This is a genomic window from Halorientalis marina, assembly GCF_023028345.1.
GTDB classification, from domain to species: domain Archaea; phylum Halobacteriota; class Halobacteria; order Halobacteriales; family Haloarculaceae; genus Halorientalis; species Halorientalis marina.
Genome location: NZ_CP095487.1, coordinates 655,761 through 672,898 on the forward strand (window position 1 = coordinate 655,761; position 17,138 = coordinate 672,898).

Sequence of the window (17,138 nt, forward strand, 5' to 3'; positions counted from 1 at the left end):
CCGTCACGGGTCCCACGCGACGGACTGCCGGCGGTCCGTGGTCGGTTCCGTCCCGCCGCAGTCGGTTATTTTCGTGTGCTGGAAGCTTTCTTCCCGGTCGACACATTGATATGAGATGATGCTCATGTCGTGCACAAGAGACCGCACGCGAGTCAGTTCCGGTGGTTCGTCACCCGGACCACGAGCTGACTTCCGGGGGGGACGGAATCCGTGGTCGACAGGAACGTACAGTCGCGGTTGCCGCGAGGGGGCGGCGAGCGCGGGCTGTGCGGTCGACGACGGTCCGGCGGGGATGGCTCGCTTCGGTCCTGGTATCAACTATGTACGACAACAGACGACTCGCCAGCGGTATCGGCGTGCTGTTCGTGCTGTGGACACTCGTCGGACTGCTGGTCGTGAGCACCGGGGTGGGTGTGTCGATTCCGCTGACGGGGACAGGGGGGTTCAACGTCTCCGCCAGCTACTTCGGGGCCTCGGAGTCGGAATCGGTTCCGGCGACGACGAGCAACGGCGCACCGGCAGCCCAGTTCGAGGTGGCAACGACCGTGGCGGAGGACCTCGAAGTCGAGAAGACACTCGGGCTGGAGAATCTCCCGGGCGTTCAGGGAAACCTCCGGCTGATCATCACGGCCGACCGCGCGACGCTTAACACCGTGACGTTCAAGACCGACAGCCTGACCGCCGGGACCGCCATCTGGCGCGGGTTTGTCCTCGACGAGCGCAACACGGACTCGCGGTTCACCGAGTTCGTCGCGTACGCCGGACCGAACCCACAGGGCGCGGTGAACACCGGCACCCAGTTTGCCATCGACGGGAGCGATCCGGGTGCGACCGACCGCTCCGAGCGCCCGGCCTTCCAGCTGTACAACGCCGAGTTCAAGATGTCGTCCCTGACGGCAGATCAGGTAACGCTCCAGAACCTCGGACTGGTCGTCCAGTACGATCCACAAGGCGACGGCACCTACGACTATGGCCCCTGAGAGCACCGATCCCGGTACGGGACACGACGACGACGATACCGCCACACAGACACCTACCGGTCGGCTCCGGTCGTGGCTGACGGCTCGTCCGGCCCGCGGCGCGGCCCTGCTCGCGCTCGGGAGCCTCCTGCTCTCCTGGCAGGCGCTCCTGTTCGTGCGCGTGCCCGACACCACGATCACGTCCGCCGGCTACGCGGGCATCTTCGCGCCGCTTCTGGGCGTCGTCCTCGCCGGCGTTACCCTCCTGTGGCCGGGACGGGCCACGGCCGCGGGCCTGACTGGCGTCCTGATCGCCCTCGGTGACGTCACCAGTATGCTGCTCGCGCCGACGGAGGTGGCCGACCCGCACGCGCTCTTCCTGGCGCTTCTGGTAGCCGGCGTCGGCGGACTGCTGTGTGCCAGCGGCACGCGGCCGCAGGTCCGGATCGAGCGCGTCAGTACCGCGGTCAGGGTCGGGAGCTCCGTCCTGGTCGTGGTCGCGCTCGCGGCCCTGCTGGTCACGGTGACAGCACCGGCGGCCTCGGGCGACGACTTCCCACAGCAGGACGGTGAGCTCGGCGGCTTCGTCCTCGTACAGGACACGCTCGACGCCGGGCAGTACAACTACCAGGCCCACTGTCCCAAGCCGACGACGATCGACCTGCTAGACGAGGGCTGTATCGAGGCGACGCTGGACTCCTCGAAGAAAGACGACGTGAACCGGTTCGGGCGACAGCGTCTGGACTGCTGGAACAACAACGAGGTCGTCATCGGCGGCTTCCAGATCTACAAGAACTTCCCGGTCCGGGGCACCGACAAGATCGAGTCCCTGGAGCTGTCGGCGACGACGGCCTACGCGACCGGTGGCGACTGTGGGACCTTCGACGGCGACCCGCCGGAAGCGGTCGACGTGTACGCCTCGGAGTTCCGGGCCCGACAACTGGAGGCCCGGCTGGACGTGGTGGACTTCCCCGGTTACGACCCGGGAATCAAGGTCGACAACGTCAACTACTGGGAGTGCTCGCCCCAGAACGCCTCGGGGCTGGGGAGCGTCAACGACGTGCGGTTCGGGCTGGACGCGTTCCCGGCGCTGACCAACGGCCGTGACGTGTACCTGCTGGCCCACCAGCTCGGGAGCACGAAGACCGAACTGACGAACTTCGAGCTCCGGGTCCGTGCCGAGAAGATCGAGGACATCAACGTCACACAGGAGCCGAGTGAGGCGCCCGCTAACTGCTACTCGTGATGGATGAAACCGAATCCGCCGGGAGTCGGGGACTGACGATGGGGTCGGACGGCGCCGACGCCACCGACCCGGAGACCGTTACGTTCGCCGAGTGGCGCGCCGAACGACCGTTCTGGCCCGGTCTCGTGATGATCCTCGGCGGGCTGGCGATTGCCTGGCCCGCGCTCCAGTTCGTCCTCACGGCGTCGCTGGTCGAGAGCCGGTCGGTGGTCACGCTCGGCGTCCCGCTGGGTGCGCTGGTGGTCTTCGCCGGCGTCACCGCCATCGTCCGTCCGGAGCGTACCTCGGCGCTCGGGGTCGTCGGGATCGTCCTCTCGGCGCTTTCCTTCCTGGTGGTGTTCGGCGGCGTGTTCTTCCTCGGGCTGATCCTGGGCGGGGCTGGCGGCGTGCTCGTGTTCGCCTGGGAACCGCCGGCCGGGACGGCCTCGCCCGAGCCGGGCGACGAAGAAACCGAGTGAGTCGGTTAGCGACCGAGCTTCTTGCGGCTGATCTCGACGCTTCGGGGCGTGACGATGATCTGGTCGTCGTTCTTCTGGACGATGTCACCGCCGACCCCGCGGGCGACCTGCTGGAGTTCGTCGGTGATCTGCTCCATCGTCCGGTCCTGGGTCGTGTGGCGGGTGATGTCCGCGACGACGATGTCGCCGGCGTAGACGGCGTCTTTGATGTCGATGACGTCCTGTTTCTCGCTGATCTGTGCGATGTGAAGTTGGGTGTCGGCCTCGGTCTCGGGGATGGCCACGCCGTCGAGTTCCTCGTAGTCGTCGGTCCGGCGCGCGGACCCCGAATTCCCGATGATCTTGTTCATGAAGCCCATACCCACGTCACGACTCCCTGAAAGTATAGTTTTTACGTCAGACAAACATAAGAGAGAATATATTAACCGCAGGACGTGACCGGTGCCAGACGGAGCGATGACGCGTGTCAGACGCGAACGATCAGACGGTGAACTCGTAGAGATCGTCGCCGACGTGGTGAATGGATTCGACGACGCGGCCCTCGGAGCCGACCATGTCCGACCCCTCGGTGAGCGCGCGGCCGATCGCCAGCACCTTGCCGTGGTTCTCCTCGTCGATCACAACGAGGTCGCCCGGTTCGATGTCGGGGTCGGCCTCGACGATGCCGGGCCGCATCACGTCGGCACCGTCGCTGACGAAGGAGATGGCGCCGCTGTCGACGGTGACGCGGTGTTTCGCCGGCGGGTACTCGTTGGCCCCGTCGACGGTCAGGAAGGGCGCCCGCTCGCCGTCGTCGTCGAGATAGCACACCGACGGCTCACCGTCCACGAGGACGAGGTCGAACTCGGTCCCCTCCAGTTCCACCAGTTCGTAGCTGTCGGCGTCCAGTTCGACGCCGAGACCGGCCGACAGCGCCGTCTCCAGCTCGTCGACCGCGTCCGCCCGCAGGTGATGTCGCGATGTGACCTCCATACCCCCACGTGGCTGCCGCTCGGAATAAATCGCCCGCTCTCGCCCGTCCGTTATCAGGTGTGATACCTGGTGCCACAGGCTTTTATTTGGTGCCGTATCAGGTGAAATTGGATGAACGACAGGCGTTGTCACACGACGAGGTCGCGGGCGGCCACGGGCCGGCTGTCGCGACCGGTCGGGAGACGCCGTGTCGACCGCTACGAGGTGAGCCAGATATGAGTGTCGTCGATAGATCCGAACAGGAGAGCGGGGTTGAGTTCGACCAGTTGCCGGAGTTCGAACTGGAGTGTATGTACGACGACTGGGACGACCCGACGGCGGTGACGGTCTTCTCGACGGAGGAGAGCGACAGCCTCTATACGGCCTGGCTCACCGCCGACAGGGACCACGCCGTGTCGCTCGACGCGGTGCGCTGACTCCCCGTTCTGCCGCGTCGAAAAGGGATAAGTAGGTCAGTCACGAACCGTCGCGTTATGTGGGGCTCCGGCCGGTCCCGGGACGGTTCACAGGTAACCTGTATCGCGTGTGGGCAGTCGGTCGCACGCACCGACGCCCGCGAGTACGACAAGTACGGCGACCGGTTCTCCCGGGAGGACAAGGAGTTCGAGTTCCTCTGTAAGGGCTGTCACCGCGAGTGCTGTCACCAGCCCCGGGGCGGCCTCGAGACCCTCCTCGTCGAGAGCGGCGCCGGCGAGGCCGACCGCGAGGAGTTCTTCGCCGCCTTCTACGCCCTCGCCGGCACCGGCGAGGACGCCGAGGAACAGCAGTCCTGACCCGTCGCCCGCGAGCCCCGGTGTCCGGTCGATACCCCTAACTGTCGGGTCGCCGTACCGAGTCGCATGACCAGCGACCAGGCAGCGGCCGGGACTGCGGAGGGACAGGGCCCCGTCGAGATCGACGAGGAGATGGCCCGCCACCTCGCCAACAAGCGCGAGGACCTGTTCGAGAAGTTCGAGCTCCGCGACGACTTCCCGCCCGAAGTCCTCGAGGAAGCCCAGGAACGCACCGAGGACGTCCAGAGCGAGATCGAGGCCGAGATCGACGACCGCGCCGATCTCCGGGAGATGCCTACCTGGACCACCGACCCCGTCGACGCCCAGGACTTCGACGACGCCCTCTCCATCGAGGTCAACGAGGACGAAATCGTCCTCTGGGTCCACATCGCCGACGTGACCCACTACGTCCACCCCGACAGCGAGATGTGGGCGGAGGCGCTCAAGCGTGCCAACACCATCTATCTCCCCGCCTACACCGTCCACATGCTCCCGCCGGTGCTGGCCGAGACCGTCTGCTCGCTCGTGCCCCACGAGGACCGCCTGGCTCACACCGTCGAGATGCATCTCGACCCGGAGACGCTCTCATACGAGACCATCGACATCTACAAGTCCGTCGTCCGCTCGGACGCCCGCCTGACCTACTCGCAGGCCGAACGCCTGCTCGACGAGCCCGACAGCGCCGACGACCTGCTGGAGGACCCCGAGGTCGACCTCGCCACCAAGTGCGAGCAGGTCTGGGACCTGGCACAGCAACTCCACGAGCAACGCAAGGAGGACGGCTCGCTCGTGCTCAATCCCCGCCGGGACCGCGCCCACACCATCATCGAGGAGTGCATGCTCAAGGCCAACAAGGCCGTCACCCACACGCTCCAGTGGGACATGGGCGTCGAGGCGATGTTCCGCGTCCACCCACAGCCCACCCCCGACCAGTGGAACGAGGCCCTGCGGGAGATCCAGGACCTCGACGGCGTGTCCGTGTCGGCGACCGCCGACGACCCCCGCATCGCCGTCAACGAGACCCTGGAGGAGGCCCCCGAGCGCCAACTCGGGAAGATCCAGCGGGCCGTGATGCGCGTGATGCCCCGCGCGAAGTACATGGCCGACCCCTTCGGCGGCCACCACGCCCTGAACTTCGAGATTTACGGCCACTTCACCAGTCCAATCCGCCGGCTGTCGGACCTCGTCAACCACTGGATCGTCCACAACAACGACGTGCCGACGAACCTCGACGAACTCTGCTCGCACGCCTCGGACAAGCAGAAAGACGCCGAGCAGTGCGAACGGGAGTACCGGCAGTTCCTCGAAGAGGTCGGCCTCGATCCCGGCGCGGTCAACAACCGGGGGATCGAGGTCGTCGACGAGGACTGACCGGCGAGGGCCGCGATGCGTGCCCGGGCCGCGGTCTCGTCGACGCAGGAGACGAGGACGAGGACTGAGTCCGCGGGCGAGCCGTCACTCCTCGGTCACGACGACCACTCGTTCCTCGGCCAGGTCGACCTGGGCCTCGTATTCGAGTTCGCCGGTTCCCGCGTCGCGTATCCGGACGAAGACGTCGTCCTCGGCGGCGGCCGGCTCGCGGTCGATAGTCACGGAGTCGCCGTCCGCGTCGACGCTCACGTTCCCTGTCGAAACGACGAAGGTGCTTCCGTTCCCGTTCGCCCGGACCGGCCTGCCGATGTCGGTCCGTTCGACCTCGACCGTTTGCACGGTTTCGGAGGTCACGGCGTTCCGGATCGGTTTCACCACGAGTTCGGCGTCCCCTACCGCGGCGAGGTGGCGCTGCACCGTCTCGTTCGCCCGCGCGATCTCGCGCGCCCGCCGTCGCTCGGCGTCGGTGAGCGGCCCCGACTCGGTCACGACGCGGAACTGTCCGTCGTCGGCCGCGATTTCGACCGTCTCGGCACGTGTCACGTTGCCCAGGACGGTCACCGTCCGCGTGCCGTCCGAGAACGTGACGTTCGACTCGGAGACGACGAACGCGGGCGGGGAACCGGTCTCCGTGACTGGGCCGCCGTACCCGAGGGCAGCTCCGGCCCAGCCGATGCTCGCACCCAGCACGGCCAGCACGGCGAGGAGTCCGAGCCGGGACCGCAGGTCGTCGGTCATCGTGTTCCCGTTGGCTGAAAGCCCTGATGAACGTTGGGTTGAAACGCGTTCGAAACGCGTTTCAGCGGTGTTTCACGCCGTCTCGTGCCGGTCTCCGCGAAGCGGAATCGATGGTACTTTGCACGCGTTTTCGAATTGTCGACTATGCAACTGCGGGCCCTCCCCACCCGACGTCTCTTCGCCGCAGTCGTGTTCCTCGCCGCGACGCTCGTCCTCGCGGTCCAGTTCATCACTCCGTCCCCGGTCGTGGTTCGCGTCGGCGAGCGCGGCACGGAAGTCGCCGAATTGGGCAATTACTTCAGGTACACCGACGTCGCCGTCATCTCCGTCGCGTCGTGCGTGCTCGGCGCGTCCAGCACGTATCTCCTGCTCGCCGAGCAGTCGCCCGAGGCCACCGCTCGACCGGACGATACCGCTCCGTCACGCGCCGAGTCGCTCGTGACCGACGGGAGTTCCGGTCCGACACCGGACGGCGAGTTACTCGAAGTCCGCCGGGCGGAGTGGGAAGAGACGGCCGAGCGCCTCGCGAACAACGAACGCGAGATCTACGAGACGCTGATCGACGCCGACGGCGTCCTCCCCCAGAGCGACATCGTCGACCGTACCGACCTCTCGAAGGCGACGGTCAGCCGTGAACTCGACAGCCTGGAGACCAAGAACCTCGTCGAGCGCAAGCGACGCGGGATGGGCAACGTCGTCCTGTTACTGTAGGTGCCGACCGGCGAAAACCCGGTTTCGGCCGTTTCAGAACGCGTTTTCAACGGGTAGCTATGTGGCCTTTCGTCTAACCCCGAACCGAGTGCCACGGGCGCGGGTCCCCGCTGGACCGCCCACCGGTCCCCGCGACCGGTCGCGCCCGGCACTCGTGAGACGCATGAAATCGAAACTCGTCGCGCTCACGCTCTCGGTGGCCCTGGCCATCAGCGGCACCGGCCTGGCCGCCGCCGACAGCGTGGGCCCCGACACCGCAGACGCACCGATGCCCGACGACAGCACGGACCCGACCGACGACGCGGCCACGGACGACCCGGCCGACGACGACGCGGAGAACGCGACCCGGCTGACCGCCGACGAGTCGGTCACGATGTCCGTCGGCGAGAACACGACGGTCGTAGAGGACGAGCCGACCCGGATCACTGCCGACGATTCGTTCACACTCGATTTCTCGACGGCTACGCTCGAACCGGTCGACGACGGCCTGCTCCTCGTCGAACTGCCGGACGCTGACGACGACGGGGCCGACGACGCGTAGGGCGCCCGCGGTCGCTTCACGGTCCACGTCACTCGCTTCATTTTTTGGTCGCATCGATGGCTTCGGAATGCCCTTATGCCGGCGCCCCCGTGTAGGGGACAACAGAATGGGGGGACGTGCCATGGACGCAGGGACGATTCAGGACTACTACGAGGAGAGTCACATCGACTACCAGCTCATCTGGCAGTTGCCGGTGAGCCACGGGCTCCACGCGGGTTATCACGACGACGACCACAGTTCACACGGTGCCGCCGTCGAGAACATGAACCGCGTGCTGGCCGACACGGTCGACATCGGGCCGGACGACCGCGTGCTGGACTGTGGCTGTGGGGTCGGCGGGAGTTCGGTCTGGGTCGCCGACGAGCGGGGCGCGACCGTTCAGGGGATCGATCTCGTGCCCATGCAGCTCCGGAAGGCCCGGAAACTCGCCCGGAAACGCGGCGTCGCGGACCGCGCGTCGTTCGCGCTCGCCGATTTCACGAACACGCCGTTCCCCGACGACTCCTTCGACGTGCTCTGGGGGATCGAGGCAATCTGCCACGCCGAGGACAAGACCGACTTCATCGCGGAGGCGGCCCGCCTGCTCGACGACGGCGGCCGGCTCGTCCTCTCGGACGGCTTCCGGGCCGTCGAGAACATGACTCCCTACGAACGCGAGTCGATGGACAAGTGGCTCGACGGCTGGGCCGTCCCCAACCTCGCCGACGCCGACGACTTCCGCGCGGCCCTCGACGACGCCGGGTTCGGAAACGTTCGCTTCGAGGACGCCACCGAGAACGTACTGCCCTCGTCGAAGCGGCTCTACTGGGTGAGTCGGCTCGGCGCGCCGCTGGCGAAACTCATGCTCAAAGCCGGTATCCGGACGCCGACCCAGGAGGAAAACAGGGTCGCCGCCCGCTACCAGCACGAGACGCTGTCGGCGGGGCTGTGGCAGTACGGTATCTTCGCGGCCGAACGGTAACCGGTGGCGAACACGGGGCCACCGGATACCGGCCCACCGGCGGACGGCGACACGGCCGCCGGCGGTGCCCGCACGGGACGACGCCGTCGCCACTCGACTACTGGCTACGGCGGCACACGACACTCCCCGCGAGCCGGATACGTTCCCCTCCCCCGGCCGAGGAGTGTGATAGCGTGTATCACGGAAGCGTACGAAGCGGTCGCGGGCGTCCGGAGACGGACCGAGAACGTATCAGACGTTGTCGGGGGTCTCGGCGTCGTCCTCGACGGACCGCTTCATGGAGTCGCGGCGGCTCTTGGCGTCGCGGCCGGTACACTCCTCGAGGAAGTCGTTTTTCGCGTCGACCGCGTCGGCGGCGGCGTCGGCGTTGCCTTCCGCGATGACGTCCTCGGCCGGTCGCTCTATGAAGTCCACGCCCAGTTTGTCCTTCTTGCCACTGTACTCCACCGTTCCCGCGACGATGCGCTCGAACACCGGGTTGTCCGGGTCACCGACGACGTAGAGGTCGCTCCCCTTGTACTCCTGGGTGTCGGTCACGGTCCCGAAGAAGTCCTCGATCTTTGCTTTCATGTCCGGTACGCGGTCTTCGAGGTGCTCGCCCCGACGCATCTTGTACTCCCGCATGGGGAGACCTTTGGACAGGCCCCGTTTTACTCTTTTCGCGTCTCGCCTTCCGGAACGTGTTCGAGCGAGCCGCGGTGACACTCGGGGCAGAAATCGCCCGCACGCAGCGACGTGGACTCGACGGAGGTGACGAACTCACACTCGGGGCAGTGGAACTCCCCTTCCGGCACCGTGACCGTCGCGCTGCCCGCGGGTTCGACCTCGCCCTGGTCGATCTTCTGTGTGAGGCTCTCGGCGGGCTCCCACTCGTCGTCGTCTCCGTCGTCGCCCTCGTCGGGCCAGGCCACCTCTTCGGCCGTGCGGTCGCCCGCCGCCGGGCCGCTATCGGCCTCGTCGGGCCAGGACTCGCCCGGCGATCCCGCGTCGGGTTCACCGGGGTCGTCCTCGGTTGCCGCCGGTTCGTCGGCCTCGTCGGGCCACTCGCCCGGGTCACGCTCCGGTTCGTCGTCCTCGTCGTCGAGGATGACCGCGTCGTCCTCTGCCGCTGTCGGCTCCGGCTCGTCCGGTTCCGTCGTCTCGGCCGTCGACCCCGACGCCGGTTCCGTCTCCGTCCCCGCGTCGTCCGGTTCCACCGGTGCTGCCGGGGACTCGGCCTCGTCGTCCTCGTCGTCGAGGATGACCGCCTCGTCCTCGGCGGCGTCCATGTCCGGCGCGGGGTCCGTCCCGGTCGACGGACTCGGTCCGGCCGTCGTCTCGACGTCCGGTTCGTCGTCCGTGTCCTCCGCCGCGGCCTCCGCCGTCTCCAGCGACGTCACCTCCTTGTTCTCGGAGACGACCCGCTCGGCCCCGCACCGGTCACAGCGCTCGATCTCCCTGATCGTGACCACGACCTCGCTCCCTTGTTCTTCACGCTCCTCGGTGACCTCCGTCTCGGCGAACCGATGACCCAGTAGCGAACACTTGATACCCATTGTCACGATAATGCCGCCGAGCGGATTATAAGCGTACTGCTTGTCACGCCGACACCTCCGACTTTCGACCGGTCGTGGCGGTGAAACGAACCGTCGGCCCGAGGGACACACGTAAGACCCACCCGGTCGAACGAACGGATATGAGGGCAAAGCGGGAGTACCGCGACCGCGACGAGACACAGGTCGCGGTGCTCGACGCTCTCGCGGACCGGCGGGAGGAGGGAATGACCGTCTTCGAGCTCCGGTCCCACGTCGACGTCGGCATCGACGAACTCGAAGGGGCGCTGTCGGACCTCAAGGCGGACGATCTCATCGAGGCGAAAGACGACGGCGAGCGGACGGTTATCCTCCCGGAGGACCACGCCATCGGGCAGTACGACCCCGACGAGGACGAGTCGATGCTCGACCGCATCCGACAGTGGCTCGACCGCTGAACTCCGGAGCGGGGGCTTTACGGCCGCGGCCCACCCACGACGTGGCATGACCGTCATCGAGTCCGTCCACACGTCCCACGACGCCACCTTCGTCGAGCGCGGCGGCCGTCGCGTCGTCGACCACTACGGGCGCCCGGCACGTACCCACGCCGCCGTCCGCAGGGTCGTCGGCGTCTGCGAGATGGGATACGGCATCGTCGAGGTCACCGGCGACGACCGCGTCGACTTCGTCGATAACGCCGTCTCCAACCGCGTCCCCCCCGACGACGGGCAGGGGTGTTACGCGCTCCTCCTGGACCCGCAGGGCGCCATCGAGACCGACATGTACGTCTACAACGCCGGCGAGCGCCTGCTCGTGTTCTGCTCGCCCGCCCGCGCCGCGCCCGTCGCCGAGGACTGGCGCGAGAAGACGTTCATCCAGGACGTCGAGATTCGCGTCGCCACCGACGACTTCGGCGTCTTCGGCGTCCACGGCCCGAAAGCCACCGAGAAGATCGCCAGCGTCCTCAACAAGGCCGCATCTCCCGAGACCCCCCTCTCGTTCGTCCGCGGGTCGATGGCCGACAGCGGCGTCACCGTCGTCCGCGGCGACGGCCTCGCCGGCGAGGAGGGCTACGAGGTCATCTGTGCCGCCGACGCCGCCGAGGACGTCTTCGACACCCTGGAGAACCGCGGGATGAACGCCGCCCCGTTCGGCTACCGGACCTGGGAGACGCTGACCCTGGAGGCCGGGACGCCGCTTTTCGACACCGAACTCGAAGGCGAGATTCCAAACGTCGTCGGCATCCGTAACGCCCTCGACTTCGAGAAGGGGTGTTACGTCGGCCAGGAGGTCGTCTCCCGCGTCGAGAACCGCGGCCAGCCGAGCCGCCGCCTCGTCGGCCTCACCGTCGAGACCGTCCCCGAGGCGGGTGCGGCGGTCTTCGCCGGCGACAGCGCCGTCGGCGAGGTGACACGCGCCGCCGAGAGCCCCACGCGCGAGGAGCCCATCGCGCTCGCACTCGTCGAGTTCGACGCCGACCGGAGCGACCTCACCGTTCGCGTCGACGGCGAGGAGGTCACCGCGGCCGGCGCCGCCCTCCCGTTCGTCGATGGCTCTGACGCCTCCGCCCGGCTCCCTGCCTACCCGGACTCGTGACTCGCCCGCGGACCTGTCCGGAAAAGCGAAAGTACCACCAACCTAATTCGTGTGCCACTTGTAGACCCTGCTAGTATGTCTCATACCCGCCGGTCCCGGGACCTGTCGCGGCGGCCGAGACGGTCGCCGGCCGCGACACGAGCGGAGGTGTAACCGACGTGTCTTCCTCCGGGAGCGGAGACGCCACCGACGCCGGCCCGTTCGAGGGCTCTCGCGTGGTCGTGGGCGTCGCCCACGACGCGACCCGCGCGACGCTCGTCGAGTGGCTCGCGCCCGACTACGACGTGGTCACCGCCGACCCGGACGAACTTCCCGGCCTCGCGCCGGACCTGTACGTCCTCGACCGGCCGACGCTCGCCGCCGGCCACGACGCCATCGAGCAGGCCCGGGCCGCGGCCGACCCGACACACCTTCCGGTTTTGCTCGCTGCCACGCCCGACGACGAGCCCCCGCTCGAATCCGCCGCGGCCGCCACCGACCGACCCGACGAGCTGGCCGACGACGTCGTGACATACCCACTCGAGCGGGTCACCGTCCGCCGCCGCGCGCGAGCACTGCTCCGTATCCGGTCGCTCTCCGTCGAGGTCGCCGAGCGGCACGAACAGTATCACGGCCTGCTCGACCTCCTCGACGATGGCATCTGTCTCCTCGACGACGGGACCGTCACCTACGTGAACGACGTCGGCCTCCGACTGCTCGGCGTCGAACAGGAGGCCGCGACCGGCGACCCCCTCACCGCGTTCGTCGCCGAGGGCGACGTACCGGTCGTCGAGTCGCTCCTGGCGGACGTCCGGATCGACGGGCGTGCAACCATCCAGCAGCCGGTGACGCTCACGACCGGAACCGGGGACGCCGTTACCGTCTCGATGAGCGCCGTCGCGGTCGGGGACGACGGGGCCGGCCGGATGCAGATCGTCTTCCGCGATCTCCGTGACAGCGAGCGGAAGTCGGACCGGTTCGGGCTGTACCTGTCGGCCCTGGACGCGGCCGCCGAGGGCATCACTATCGCCGACGTGACCCGGGACGACGACCCCCTGATCTACGCCAACGAGGCCTTCGCCGAAATCACCGGCTACGACGTAGCCGAGGTGCTCGGCCGGAACTGTCGGTTCCTCCAGGGGACGGACACCGACCCGGAACCGGTCGCGACGATGCGGGCCGCCATCGCGGCCCGCGAGCCGGCGACGGTCACCCTCCGGAACTACCGGGCCGACGGGACGCCGTTCTGGAACCAGGTTCACCTGATGCCGGTCGACCACGGCGGCGAGACGACACACTTCCTCGGCTTCCAGCGGGACGTGACCGAGCGGGTCCGGCGCGAACGCGAACTCGGCCAGTACCGGACGCTCGTTCAGGCCGCCGGCGACCCCATCTACACGCTCGACGCCTACGGCTGTTTCACCGACGTCAACGACACGTTCGTCTCCTTTACCGGGTACGACCGCGCCGACCTCATCGGCGCACACGCCTCGAAAGTGATCGACGAACAGGACGTCGCGGTCTGCCGCCGGCGCATCGCGGACCTGCTCAGCTCGTCGGACTCGACCCAGGTGACGGTCGAGATCGTCGTCGAGACCGTCGACGGCGACCGCCGGCTCTGTGAGGTCTCGCTCGGCCTGCTGCCCTTCGAGGCGGGCCAGTTCGGCGGGACGGTCGGTGTCGTCCGCGACGTCACCGAGCCGAAGGGCCGCGAGCAACGACTGGCCGTCCTCGACCGCGTCCTCAGGCACAACCTACGGAACAAGATGAACGTCATTCTCGGCCGGAGTGAGGCGCTCCGCGAAGAGACCGACCTCGACGACGACGCGGCCGCTCACGTCGACGCCGTGATGGACGCCGCGGCGGAGCTGCTGGATACGAGCCAGGATGCACGTCGTTTCCGTGACGTGCTCGCGCTCAAGGAACAGGAGCCGTCGACGCTCGATCTCGCCGCGCTCGCCGCCGACGCCGTGGCCGACAAGCGTGCGGCGTTCCCAGACACCGATATCACGGTCGCTACACCCGACGAGGCCCCGATCCGGACGCGCGGACGTCTGCGAAGCGCCGTCGACGAACTCCTCGAAAACGTGGTCGAACACAGCGACCGGGACAGGCCGACCGTCGACGTGACCGTCCGCGCCGACGGCGACCGCGTCGTGCTCGAAGTCGCCGACGACGGCCCCAGGGTCCCCGACTTCGAGCGCCGCGTCGTCCGGGATACCGTCGAGAACCCGACCGAACACGGGAGCGGCCTCGGGCTCTGGCTCGTCAGCTGGACGGTCGAACAGTCCGGCGGCGAGATCGAGATCGTCGACAACGACCCACGCGGCACCGTCGTCCGACTCCGGTTCCCGTGCGCCTAGGACCGCGAGAACAGCGCCTTCAGTTGCTCCGTCGAGAACAGCGTCGTCGGGCGGTCCATGTGGACGCCGATCTCGCCGGCGAACGCCCGCAGTCCGGCCTCCTGGACCGGCCCGGGCAGCGAGTAGCCGGCCCGGACGACCTTCCCGAGCCGTATCTCCTGGCGGAGGTCCGCGCGCCAGGCCCGCTCGTAGTCCCCGAGCGTCCCCGGCTCCCGGGGGTCGATTTCCCGTGCGGCGTGGTCCGCGGCCGTCATCCCGTAGAGGATGCCGCCGCCGGTGAACGGCTTCGTCTGTGCGGCGGCGTCGCCGATCAGGAACGACCGCCTGCCGGTCACGCGCTCCGGCGGGCCGATGGGGATGAGCCCGGAACAGCGCCGCGTCACGGCCGCGCCGTAGTCGCCGGTGAACTCATCGAAGGCCGCGCGCACGTCGTCGCCCGGCGGCGTCGCCAGCCCGTACTCGACACCAGCCTCGCCACGGGGGATGCGCCAGGCGAAAAAGCGCGGCACCGTCAGGTGGACGTCGACGAAGTCGTCGTGGTCGGCCTCGTCGGTGAACCCCAGGACGCCGTGGAGGAGTTCGTCCGGCTCCGGGAGACCCAGTTCCGACCGCACCCGCGAGTTCGGGCCGTCACAGCCCGCGACCATCCGCCCCTCGTACGTGTCGGTCCCGTCCGGGCCGCGTGCGGTCACCGCCACGCGGTCGCGGCCCTCCTCGACCGCGACCACCGTGTGTTCCTCCCGGAGGTCCGCGCCGGCCTCGCGCGCGGCGTCGGCGAGCCACCGGTCCAGCCCCACCCGGTCGATGACGTTCGAGATCACCTCGTCCTTGTAGAAGGGGTGGGCCTCGTCGCCCGGCCCGCCGCGGTGGAACCGCGCGCCGCTGATCTCGTTCTGCAGGAGCGCCTCGCGGGCACCGTCCGGCGTGAACTCCCAGACGTCCGTGCTGACGTGGCCCGAACAGGCCAGCGGCTCCCCGACCTGCCCCTGCTCGAAAACGAGCACGTCGTACCCGGCCTCGGCCGCCCGGCGGGCGAACCGCGATCCCGCGGGCCCGGCACCCACCACGACGAAGTCGTGCATTCGGGCAGAACTTGGCAGTCGACAATCAATAGTCTCCCGGTTCAGTCTGCCCCGTCCTCGATCCAGGCGCCGCGGAACACGAACCGTGCGCCGCCGGTCGCGGACTCCTCGAGGTCGACCGTCCAGCCGTGGGTCTCGGCGACGGTCTCGACGATGGCGAGGCCGAATCCGGTTCCGTCCTCGCTCGTCGTGTAGCCGTGATCGAACACCTGGTCGCGCTGGTCCGCCGGCACGCCCGGGCCGTCGTCCGCGACGTAGAACCCGTCCTCGACGGCCCCGATGCGGATCGTCGTCGTCCCACCGTCCGTGCGCTCGCGGGCCGGGCCGTCGGTGGCCCCCGGTCGCTCGCTCGCCGGGCCGTGCTCTATCGAGTTCCGGAAGAGGTTCTCGAAGACGGTGAGGAGACCGCTCCGGTCGGCCCAGATCGTGCCCGTCATCGACACCTCGATGGTCGCGGTGTCGGTGTCGACGGTGGCCCAGGCCTCGCGAGCCGCGGCCTCGATGTCGACGGCCTCGAACTCGTCGGCATCGCGCCCCTCCCGGGCCAGCGTGAGCACGTCGTCGATGATTTCTCTCATGCGGTCGTGGGCCCGTTCGATGCTGGTCAGGTGGTCCGTGGCCCGTTCGTCGTCCGCGTCGACGACCTCCGAGAGGAGTTCGAGACGACCGCCGGCGACGTTCAGTGGGTTGCGCAGGTCGTGGCTGATCGTACCGGCAACGCGGTCGAGCCGTTCGTTCTGCCGTTCGAGTTCGCGCCGGGACGCCTCCAGTTCGGTCACGTCCCGGACCAGCACCGAGTGACCGACGATGTCCCCCCGCCGTTCCTTCTGAACCGGCGAGATCAGCACCGAAAAGTGCTTCATACCGGGCCGGTCGGGAAGCGACACTCTGTCAGTGACGGTCTCGCCGCCGTCCGGGAACGCGAGGTGGCTGGCCAGGTCGGGACAGGCCGCGTCGAGCGGGTCGCCGACGTGGTCGACCACGTCCGGCCACAGGTCCGCCGCCGCGCGGTTGTAGTCGGCGACCCGACCTTCTTCGTCGACGACGAGCACCGGGTCCGGGAGCGTCTCGACCAGCGTCTTCCGCGCGACCGGCACGATGTCGAGCAGTCCGAGGCGAAAGATGCTGACGGTCGTGAACACCGCGAACGGCAGGGAGCCGTACGAGCCGTAATTGAACCCCTGCAACGGCACGACCTCCACGATGGAGAGCGTGTTGAGCGTCCCGACGCTGGCCGCGCCGAGCATGAGCAGCGCCACCTGCCAGCGCGCGTCGTCGCGCGTGGTCAGCAGGAAATCGATCATGTAGTAGTAGCTCAGCGCCAGGAGCGCGTAGGTGACACCGAGGAGGAGGTAGTAGAGCGGGCCGCGCTGTATCCCGGCGTAGATGAACGGCGCCCCGGTCATCGAGATACCGCTCACGAACAGCCCGTGCAACGGGTTCGTGGCCCACAGCAGGAGGAAGCCGCCGATCTGGACGGCGATCCCGGCCTGGACGACCGGCCACCGGTGGTAGTCGGCGTTCGTGTACTGCGAGACGAAGACGACGAACAGCGAGGTGGTGAGCATCCCGGCGAACTTGTCGGCGATGGCGACCTGCCGAAGCAGCGCCTCGCCGGTCCCCAGCACGTGCACGAGGGTCAGCGCCTGCCACCCGAACGCCCCGACGAGCAAGAGGAGGACGAACGTCCGGGCACCACGGACGTCCCAGCGACGCTGGAACACCCACACAATTATGCCGGCGGTTATGAGTACCGTCGCCACTAGCGGCACGAGGTGGGCGAGAACCGCCGGCTCCGGTAGCGGCGTCACAGTATACCACCATCACATGACACTGCTAATGAGTATTTGCCGTCGATTATCAGTGATAAAAACCCA

Annotated in this window: 20 protein-coding genes; 12 read left to right on the forward strand and 8 right to left on the reverse strand. The window is 68.1% G+C overall.

Annotated features, from left to right (window positions below):
* Nucleotides 1-3: 3 nt before the first annotated feature.
* Nucleotides 4-126, reverse strand: a complete 123-nt coding sequence (locus MUG96_RS24105) for a hypothetical protein (RefSeq protein WP_256465427.1) — start codon at nucleotides 124-126, stop codon at nucleotides 4-6.
* Between the two features lie 194 nt (nucleotides 127-320).
* Between MUG96_RS24105 and MUG96_RS03535 the strand changes: the two genes are divergently transcribed.
* Genes MUG96_RS03535 through MUG96_RS03545 form a run of 3 tightly spaced genes read left to right on the forward strand, consistent with a single transcriptional unit; the run spans nucleotide 321 to nucleotide 2,663 of the window.
* Nucleotides 321-980 carry a hypothetical protein gene (locus tag MUG96_RS03535; RefSeq protein ID WP_246986547.1) on the forward strand — a complete coding sequence of 220 codons (660 nt, stop codon included), beginning with the start codon at nucleotides 321-323 and terminating at the stop codon, nucleotides 978-980.
* Nucleotides 970-2,205, forward strand: a complete 1,236-nt coding sequence (locus MUG96_RS03540; protein WP_246986549.1) for an ABC-2 transporter permease — start codon at nucleotides 970-972, stop codon at nucleotides 2,203-2,205. Before MUG96_RS03535 ends, MUG96_RS03540 begins: the two co-directional genes overlap by 11 nt.
* Complete coding sequence (locus MUG96_RS03545) at nucleotides 2,205-2,663, forward strand: DUF6114 domain-containing protein (protein WP_246986551.1); 459 nt, start codon at nucleotides 2,205-2,207, stop codon at nucleotides 2,661-2,663. The genes MUG96_RS03540 and MUG96_RS03545 overlap by 1 nt, the downstream gene beginning before the upstream one ends.
* Before the next feature lie 5 nt (nucleotides 2,664-2,668).
* Here MUG96_RS03545 and MUG96_RS03550 read toward each other — a convergent pair whose 3' ends face one another.
* Nucleotides 2,669-3,022: a cell division protein SepF gene (locus tag MUG96_RS03550; protein ID WP_246986553.1), complete on the reverse strand. Its 354-nt coding sequence runs from the start codon at nucleotides 3,020-3,022 to the stop codon at nucleotides 2,669-2,671.
* A 121-nt stretch (nucleotides 3,023-3,143) separates the two neighbouring features.
* A complete protein-coding gene (locus MUG96_RS03555) occupies nucleotides 3,144-3,635 on the reverse strand; it encodes an RNA-binding protein (RefSeq protein ID WP_246986555.1) in 492 nt (163 codons plus the stop codon).
* 215 nt (nucleotides 3,636-3,850) lie between these two features.
* Here MUG96_RS03555 and MUG96_RS03560 point away from each other — a divergent pair, with 215 nt between their 5' ends.
* The 3 genes from MUG96_RS03560 (at nucleotide 3,851) to MUG96_RS03570 (ending at nucleotide 5,779) form a co-directional block, all read left to right on the forward strand.
* Nucleotides 3,851-4,051, forward strand: coding sequence for a hypothetical protein (locus MUG96_RS03560; RefSeq protein WP_246986557.1), 201 nt, complete (start codon nucleotides 3,851-3,853; stop codon nucleotides 4,049-4,051).
* 57 nt (nucleotides 4,052-4,108) lie between these two features.
* Nucleotides 4,109-4,408 (forward strand): DUF7562 family protein, encoded by a 300-nt coding sequence (locus MUG96_RS03565; protein ID WP_246986559.1) that lies wholly within the window; start codon nucleotides 4,109-4,111, stop codon nucleotides 4,406-4,408.
* Nucleotides 4,409-4,474: 66 nt separating this feature from the next.
* A complete protein-coding gene (locus MUG96_RS03570; protein WP_246986561.1) occupies nucleotides 4,475-5,779 on the forward strand; it encodes an RNB domain-containing ribonuclease in 1,305 nt (434 codons plus the stop codon).
* An 84-nt stretch (nucleotides 5,780-5,863) separates the two neighbouring features.
* Here the strand turns inward: MUG96_RS03570 and MUG96_RS03575 are convergent, their stop codons facing one another.
* Nucleotides 5,864-6,517 (reverse strand): hypothetical protein, encoded by a 654-nt coding sequence (locus tag MUG96_RS03575; RefSeq protein ID WP_246986563.1) that lies wholly within the window; start codon nucleotides 6,515-6,517, stop codon nucleotides 5,864-5,866.
* Between the two features lie 144 nt (nucleotides 6,518-6,661).
* Here MUG96_RS03575 and MUG96_RS03580 point away from each other — a divergent pair, with 144 nt between their 5' ends.
* The 3 genes from MUG96_RS03580 (at nucleotide 6,662) to MUG96_RS03590 (ending at nucleotide 8,730) form a co-directional block, all read left to right on the forward strand.
* On the forward strand, nucleotides 6,662-7,228 hold the full coding sequence (locus tag MUG96_RS03580) for a helix-turn-helix transcriptional regulator (RefSeq protein ID WP_246986565.1): 567 nt from the start codon (nucleotides 6,662-6,664) through the stop codon (nucleotides 7,226-7,228).
* 163 nt (nucleotides 7,229-7,391) lie between these two features.
* Entirely contained in the window at nucleotides 7,392-7,769 is a 378-nt protein-coding gene (locus MUG96_RS03585) for a hypothetical protein (RefSeq protein WP_246986567.1), read from the forward strand.
* A 121-nt stretch (nucleotides 7,770-7,890) separates the two neighbouring features.
* A complete protein-coding gene (locus tag MUG96_RS03590) occupies nucleotides 7,891-8,730 on the forward strand; it encodes a methyltransferase domain-containing protein (RefSeq protein ID WP_246986569.1) in 840 nt (279 codons plus the stop codon).
* Nucleotides 8,731-8,961: 231 nt separating this feature from the next.
* Here MUG96_RS03590 and MUG96_RS03595 read toward each other — a convergent pair whose 3' ends face one another.
* Entirely contained in the window at nucleotides 8,962-9,354 is a 393-nt protein-coding gene (locus tag MUG96_RS03595; RefSeq protein WP_246986571.1) for a DUF5611 family protein, read from the reverse strand.
* Nucleotides 9,355-9,380: 26 nt separating this feature from the next.
* Complete coding sequence (locus MUG96_RS03600; protein WP_246986573.1) at nucleotides 9,381-10,265, reverse strand: DUF7093 family protein; 885 nt, start codon at nucleotides 10,263-10,265, stop codon at nucleotides 9,381-9,383.
* A 140-nt stretch (nucleotides 10,266-10,405) separates the two neighbouring features.
* Between MUG96_RS03600 and MUG96_RS03605 the strand changes: the two genes are divergently transcribed.
* The 3 genes from MUG96_RS03605 (at nucleotide 10,406) to MUG96_RS03615 (ending at nucleotide 14,179) form a co-directional block, all read left to right on the forward strand.
* Nucleotides 10,406-10,699 carry a DUF6432 family protein gene (locus tag MUG96_RS03605; RefSeq protein ID WP_246986576.1) on the forward strand — a complete coding sequence of 98 codons (294 nt, stop codon included), beginning with the start codon at nucleotides 10,406-10,408 and terminating at the stop codon, nucleotides 10,697-10,699.
* 46 nt (nucleotides 10,700-10,745) lie between these two features.
* On the forward strand, nucleotides 10,746-11,837 hold the full coding sequence (gene ygfZ / locus MUG96_RS03610) for a CAF17-like 4Fe-4S cluster assembly/insertion protein YgfZ (RefSeq protein WP_246986578.1): 1,092 nt from the start codon (nucleotides 10,746-10,748) through the stop codon (nucleotides 11,835-11,837).
* A 158-nt stretch (nucleotides 11,838-11,995) separates the two neighbouring features.
* The gene (locus MUG96_RS03615) at nucleotides 11,996-14,179 is read left to right on the forward strand and encodes a PAS domain S-box protein (protein ID WP_246986580.1); all 2,184 of its coding nucleotides are present in this window, start codon (nucleotides 11,996-11,998) and stop codon (nucleotides 14,177-14,179) included.
* Here the strand turns inward: MUG96_RS03615 and MUG96_RS03620 are convergent.
* Both MUG96_RS03620 and MUG96_RS03625 read right to left on the reverse strand, forming a co-directional pair.
* Nucleotides 14,176-15,261 carry a geranylgeranyl reductase family protein gene (locus MUG96_RS03620; RefSeq protein WP_246986582.1) on the reverse strand — a complete coding sequence of 362 codons (1,086 nt, stop codon included), beginning with the start codon at nucleotides 15,259-15,261 and terminating at the stop codon, nucleotides 14,176-14,178. The genes MUG96_RS03615 and MUG96_RS03620 overlap by 4 nt on opposite strands.
* A gap of 41 nt (nucleotides 15,262-15,302) precedes the next feature.
* On the reverse strand, nucleotides 15,303-17,072 hold the full coding sequence (locus MUG96_RS03625; protein WP_246986585.1) for a sensor histidine kinase: 1,770 nt from the start codon (nucleotides 17,070-17,072) through the stop codon (nucleotides 15,303-15,305).
* Nucleotides 17,073-17,138 lie beyond the last annotated feature (66 nt).

What these genes read in the sequence shown, in the direction of transcription:
- MUG96_RS03560 (WP_246986557.1), top strand. Translation starts at nt 3,851, where the DNA reads ATGAGTGTCGTCGATAGATCCGAACAGGAGAGCGGGGTTGAGTTCGAC.
- MUG96_RS24105 (WP_256465427.1), bottom strand. Translation starts at nt 126, where the DNA reads ATGAGCATCATCTCATATCAATGTGTCGACCGGGAAGAAAGCTTCCAG.
- MUG96_RS03605 (WP_246986576.1), top strand. Translation starts at nt 10,406, where the DNA reads ATGAGGGCAAAGCGGGAGTACCGCGACCGCGACGAGACACAGGTCGCG.
- MUG96_RS03580 (WP_246986565.1), top strand. Translation starts at nt 6,662, where the DNA reads ATGCAACTGCGGGCCCTCCCCACCCGACGTCTCTTCGCCGCAGTCGTG.
- MUG96_RS03620 (WP_246986582.1), bottom strand. Translation starts at nt 15,261, where the DNA reads ATGCACGACTTCGTCGTGGTGGGTGCCGGGCCCGCGGGATCGCGGTTC.
- MUG96_RS03535 (WP_246986547.1), top strand. Translation starts at nt 321, where the DNA reads ATGTACGACAACAGACGACTCGCCAGCGGTATCGGCGTGCTGTTCGTG.
- MUG96_RS03595 (WP_246986571.1), bottom strand. Translation starts at nt 9,354, where the DNA reads ATGCGGGAGTACAAGATGCGTCGGGGCGAGCACCTCGAAGACCGCGTA.
- MUG96_RS03590 (WP_246986569.1), top strand. Translation starts at nt 7,891, where the DNA reads ATGGACGCAGGGACGATTCAGGACTACTACGAGGAGAGTCACATCGAC.
- MUG96_RS03600 (WP_246986573.1), bottom strand. Translation starts at nt 10,265, where the DNA reads ATGGGTATCAAGTGTTCGCTACTGGGTCATCGGTTCGCCGAGACGGAG.
- MUG96_RS03570 (WP_246986561.1), top strand. Translation starts at nt 4,475, where the DNA reads ATGACCAGCGACCAGGCAGCGGCCGGGACTGCGGAGGGACAGGGCCCC.
- MUG96_RS03565 (WP_246986559.1), top strand. Translation starts at nt 4,109, where the DNA reads ATGTGGGGCTCCGGCCGGTCCCGGGACGGTTCACAGGTAACCTGTATC.
- MUG96_RS03550 (WP_246986553.1), bottom strand. Translation starts at nt 3,022, where the DNA reads ATGGGCTTCATGAACAAGATCATCGGGAATTCGGGGTCCGCGCGCCGG.
- MUG96_RS03575 (WP_246986563.1), bottom strand. Translation starts at nt 6,517, where the DNA reads ATGACCGACGACCTGCGGTCCCGGCTCGGACTCCTCGCCGTGCTGGCC.
- MUG96_RS03540 (WP_246986549.1), top strand. Translation starts at nt 970, where the DNA reads ATGGCCCCTGAGAGCACCGATCCCGGTACGGGACACGACGACGACGAT.
- MUG96_RS03555 (WP_246986555.1), bottom strand. Translation starts at nt 3,635, where the DNA reads ATGGAGGTCACATCGCGACATCACCTGCGGGCGGACGCGGTCGACGAG.
- ygfZ (WP_246986578.1), top strand. Translation starts at nt 10,746, where the DNA reads ATGACCGTCATCGAGTCCGTCCACACGTCCCACGACGCCACCTTCGTC.
- MUG96_RS03545 (WP_246986551.1), top strand. Translation starts at nt 2,205, where the DNA reads ATGGATGAAACCGAATCCGCCGGGAGTCGGGGACTGACGATGGGGTCG.
- MUG96_RS03585 (WP_246986567.1), top strand. Translation starts at nt 7,392, where the DNA reads ATGAAATCGAAACTCGTCGCGCTCACGCTCTCGGTGGCCCTGGCCATC.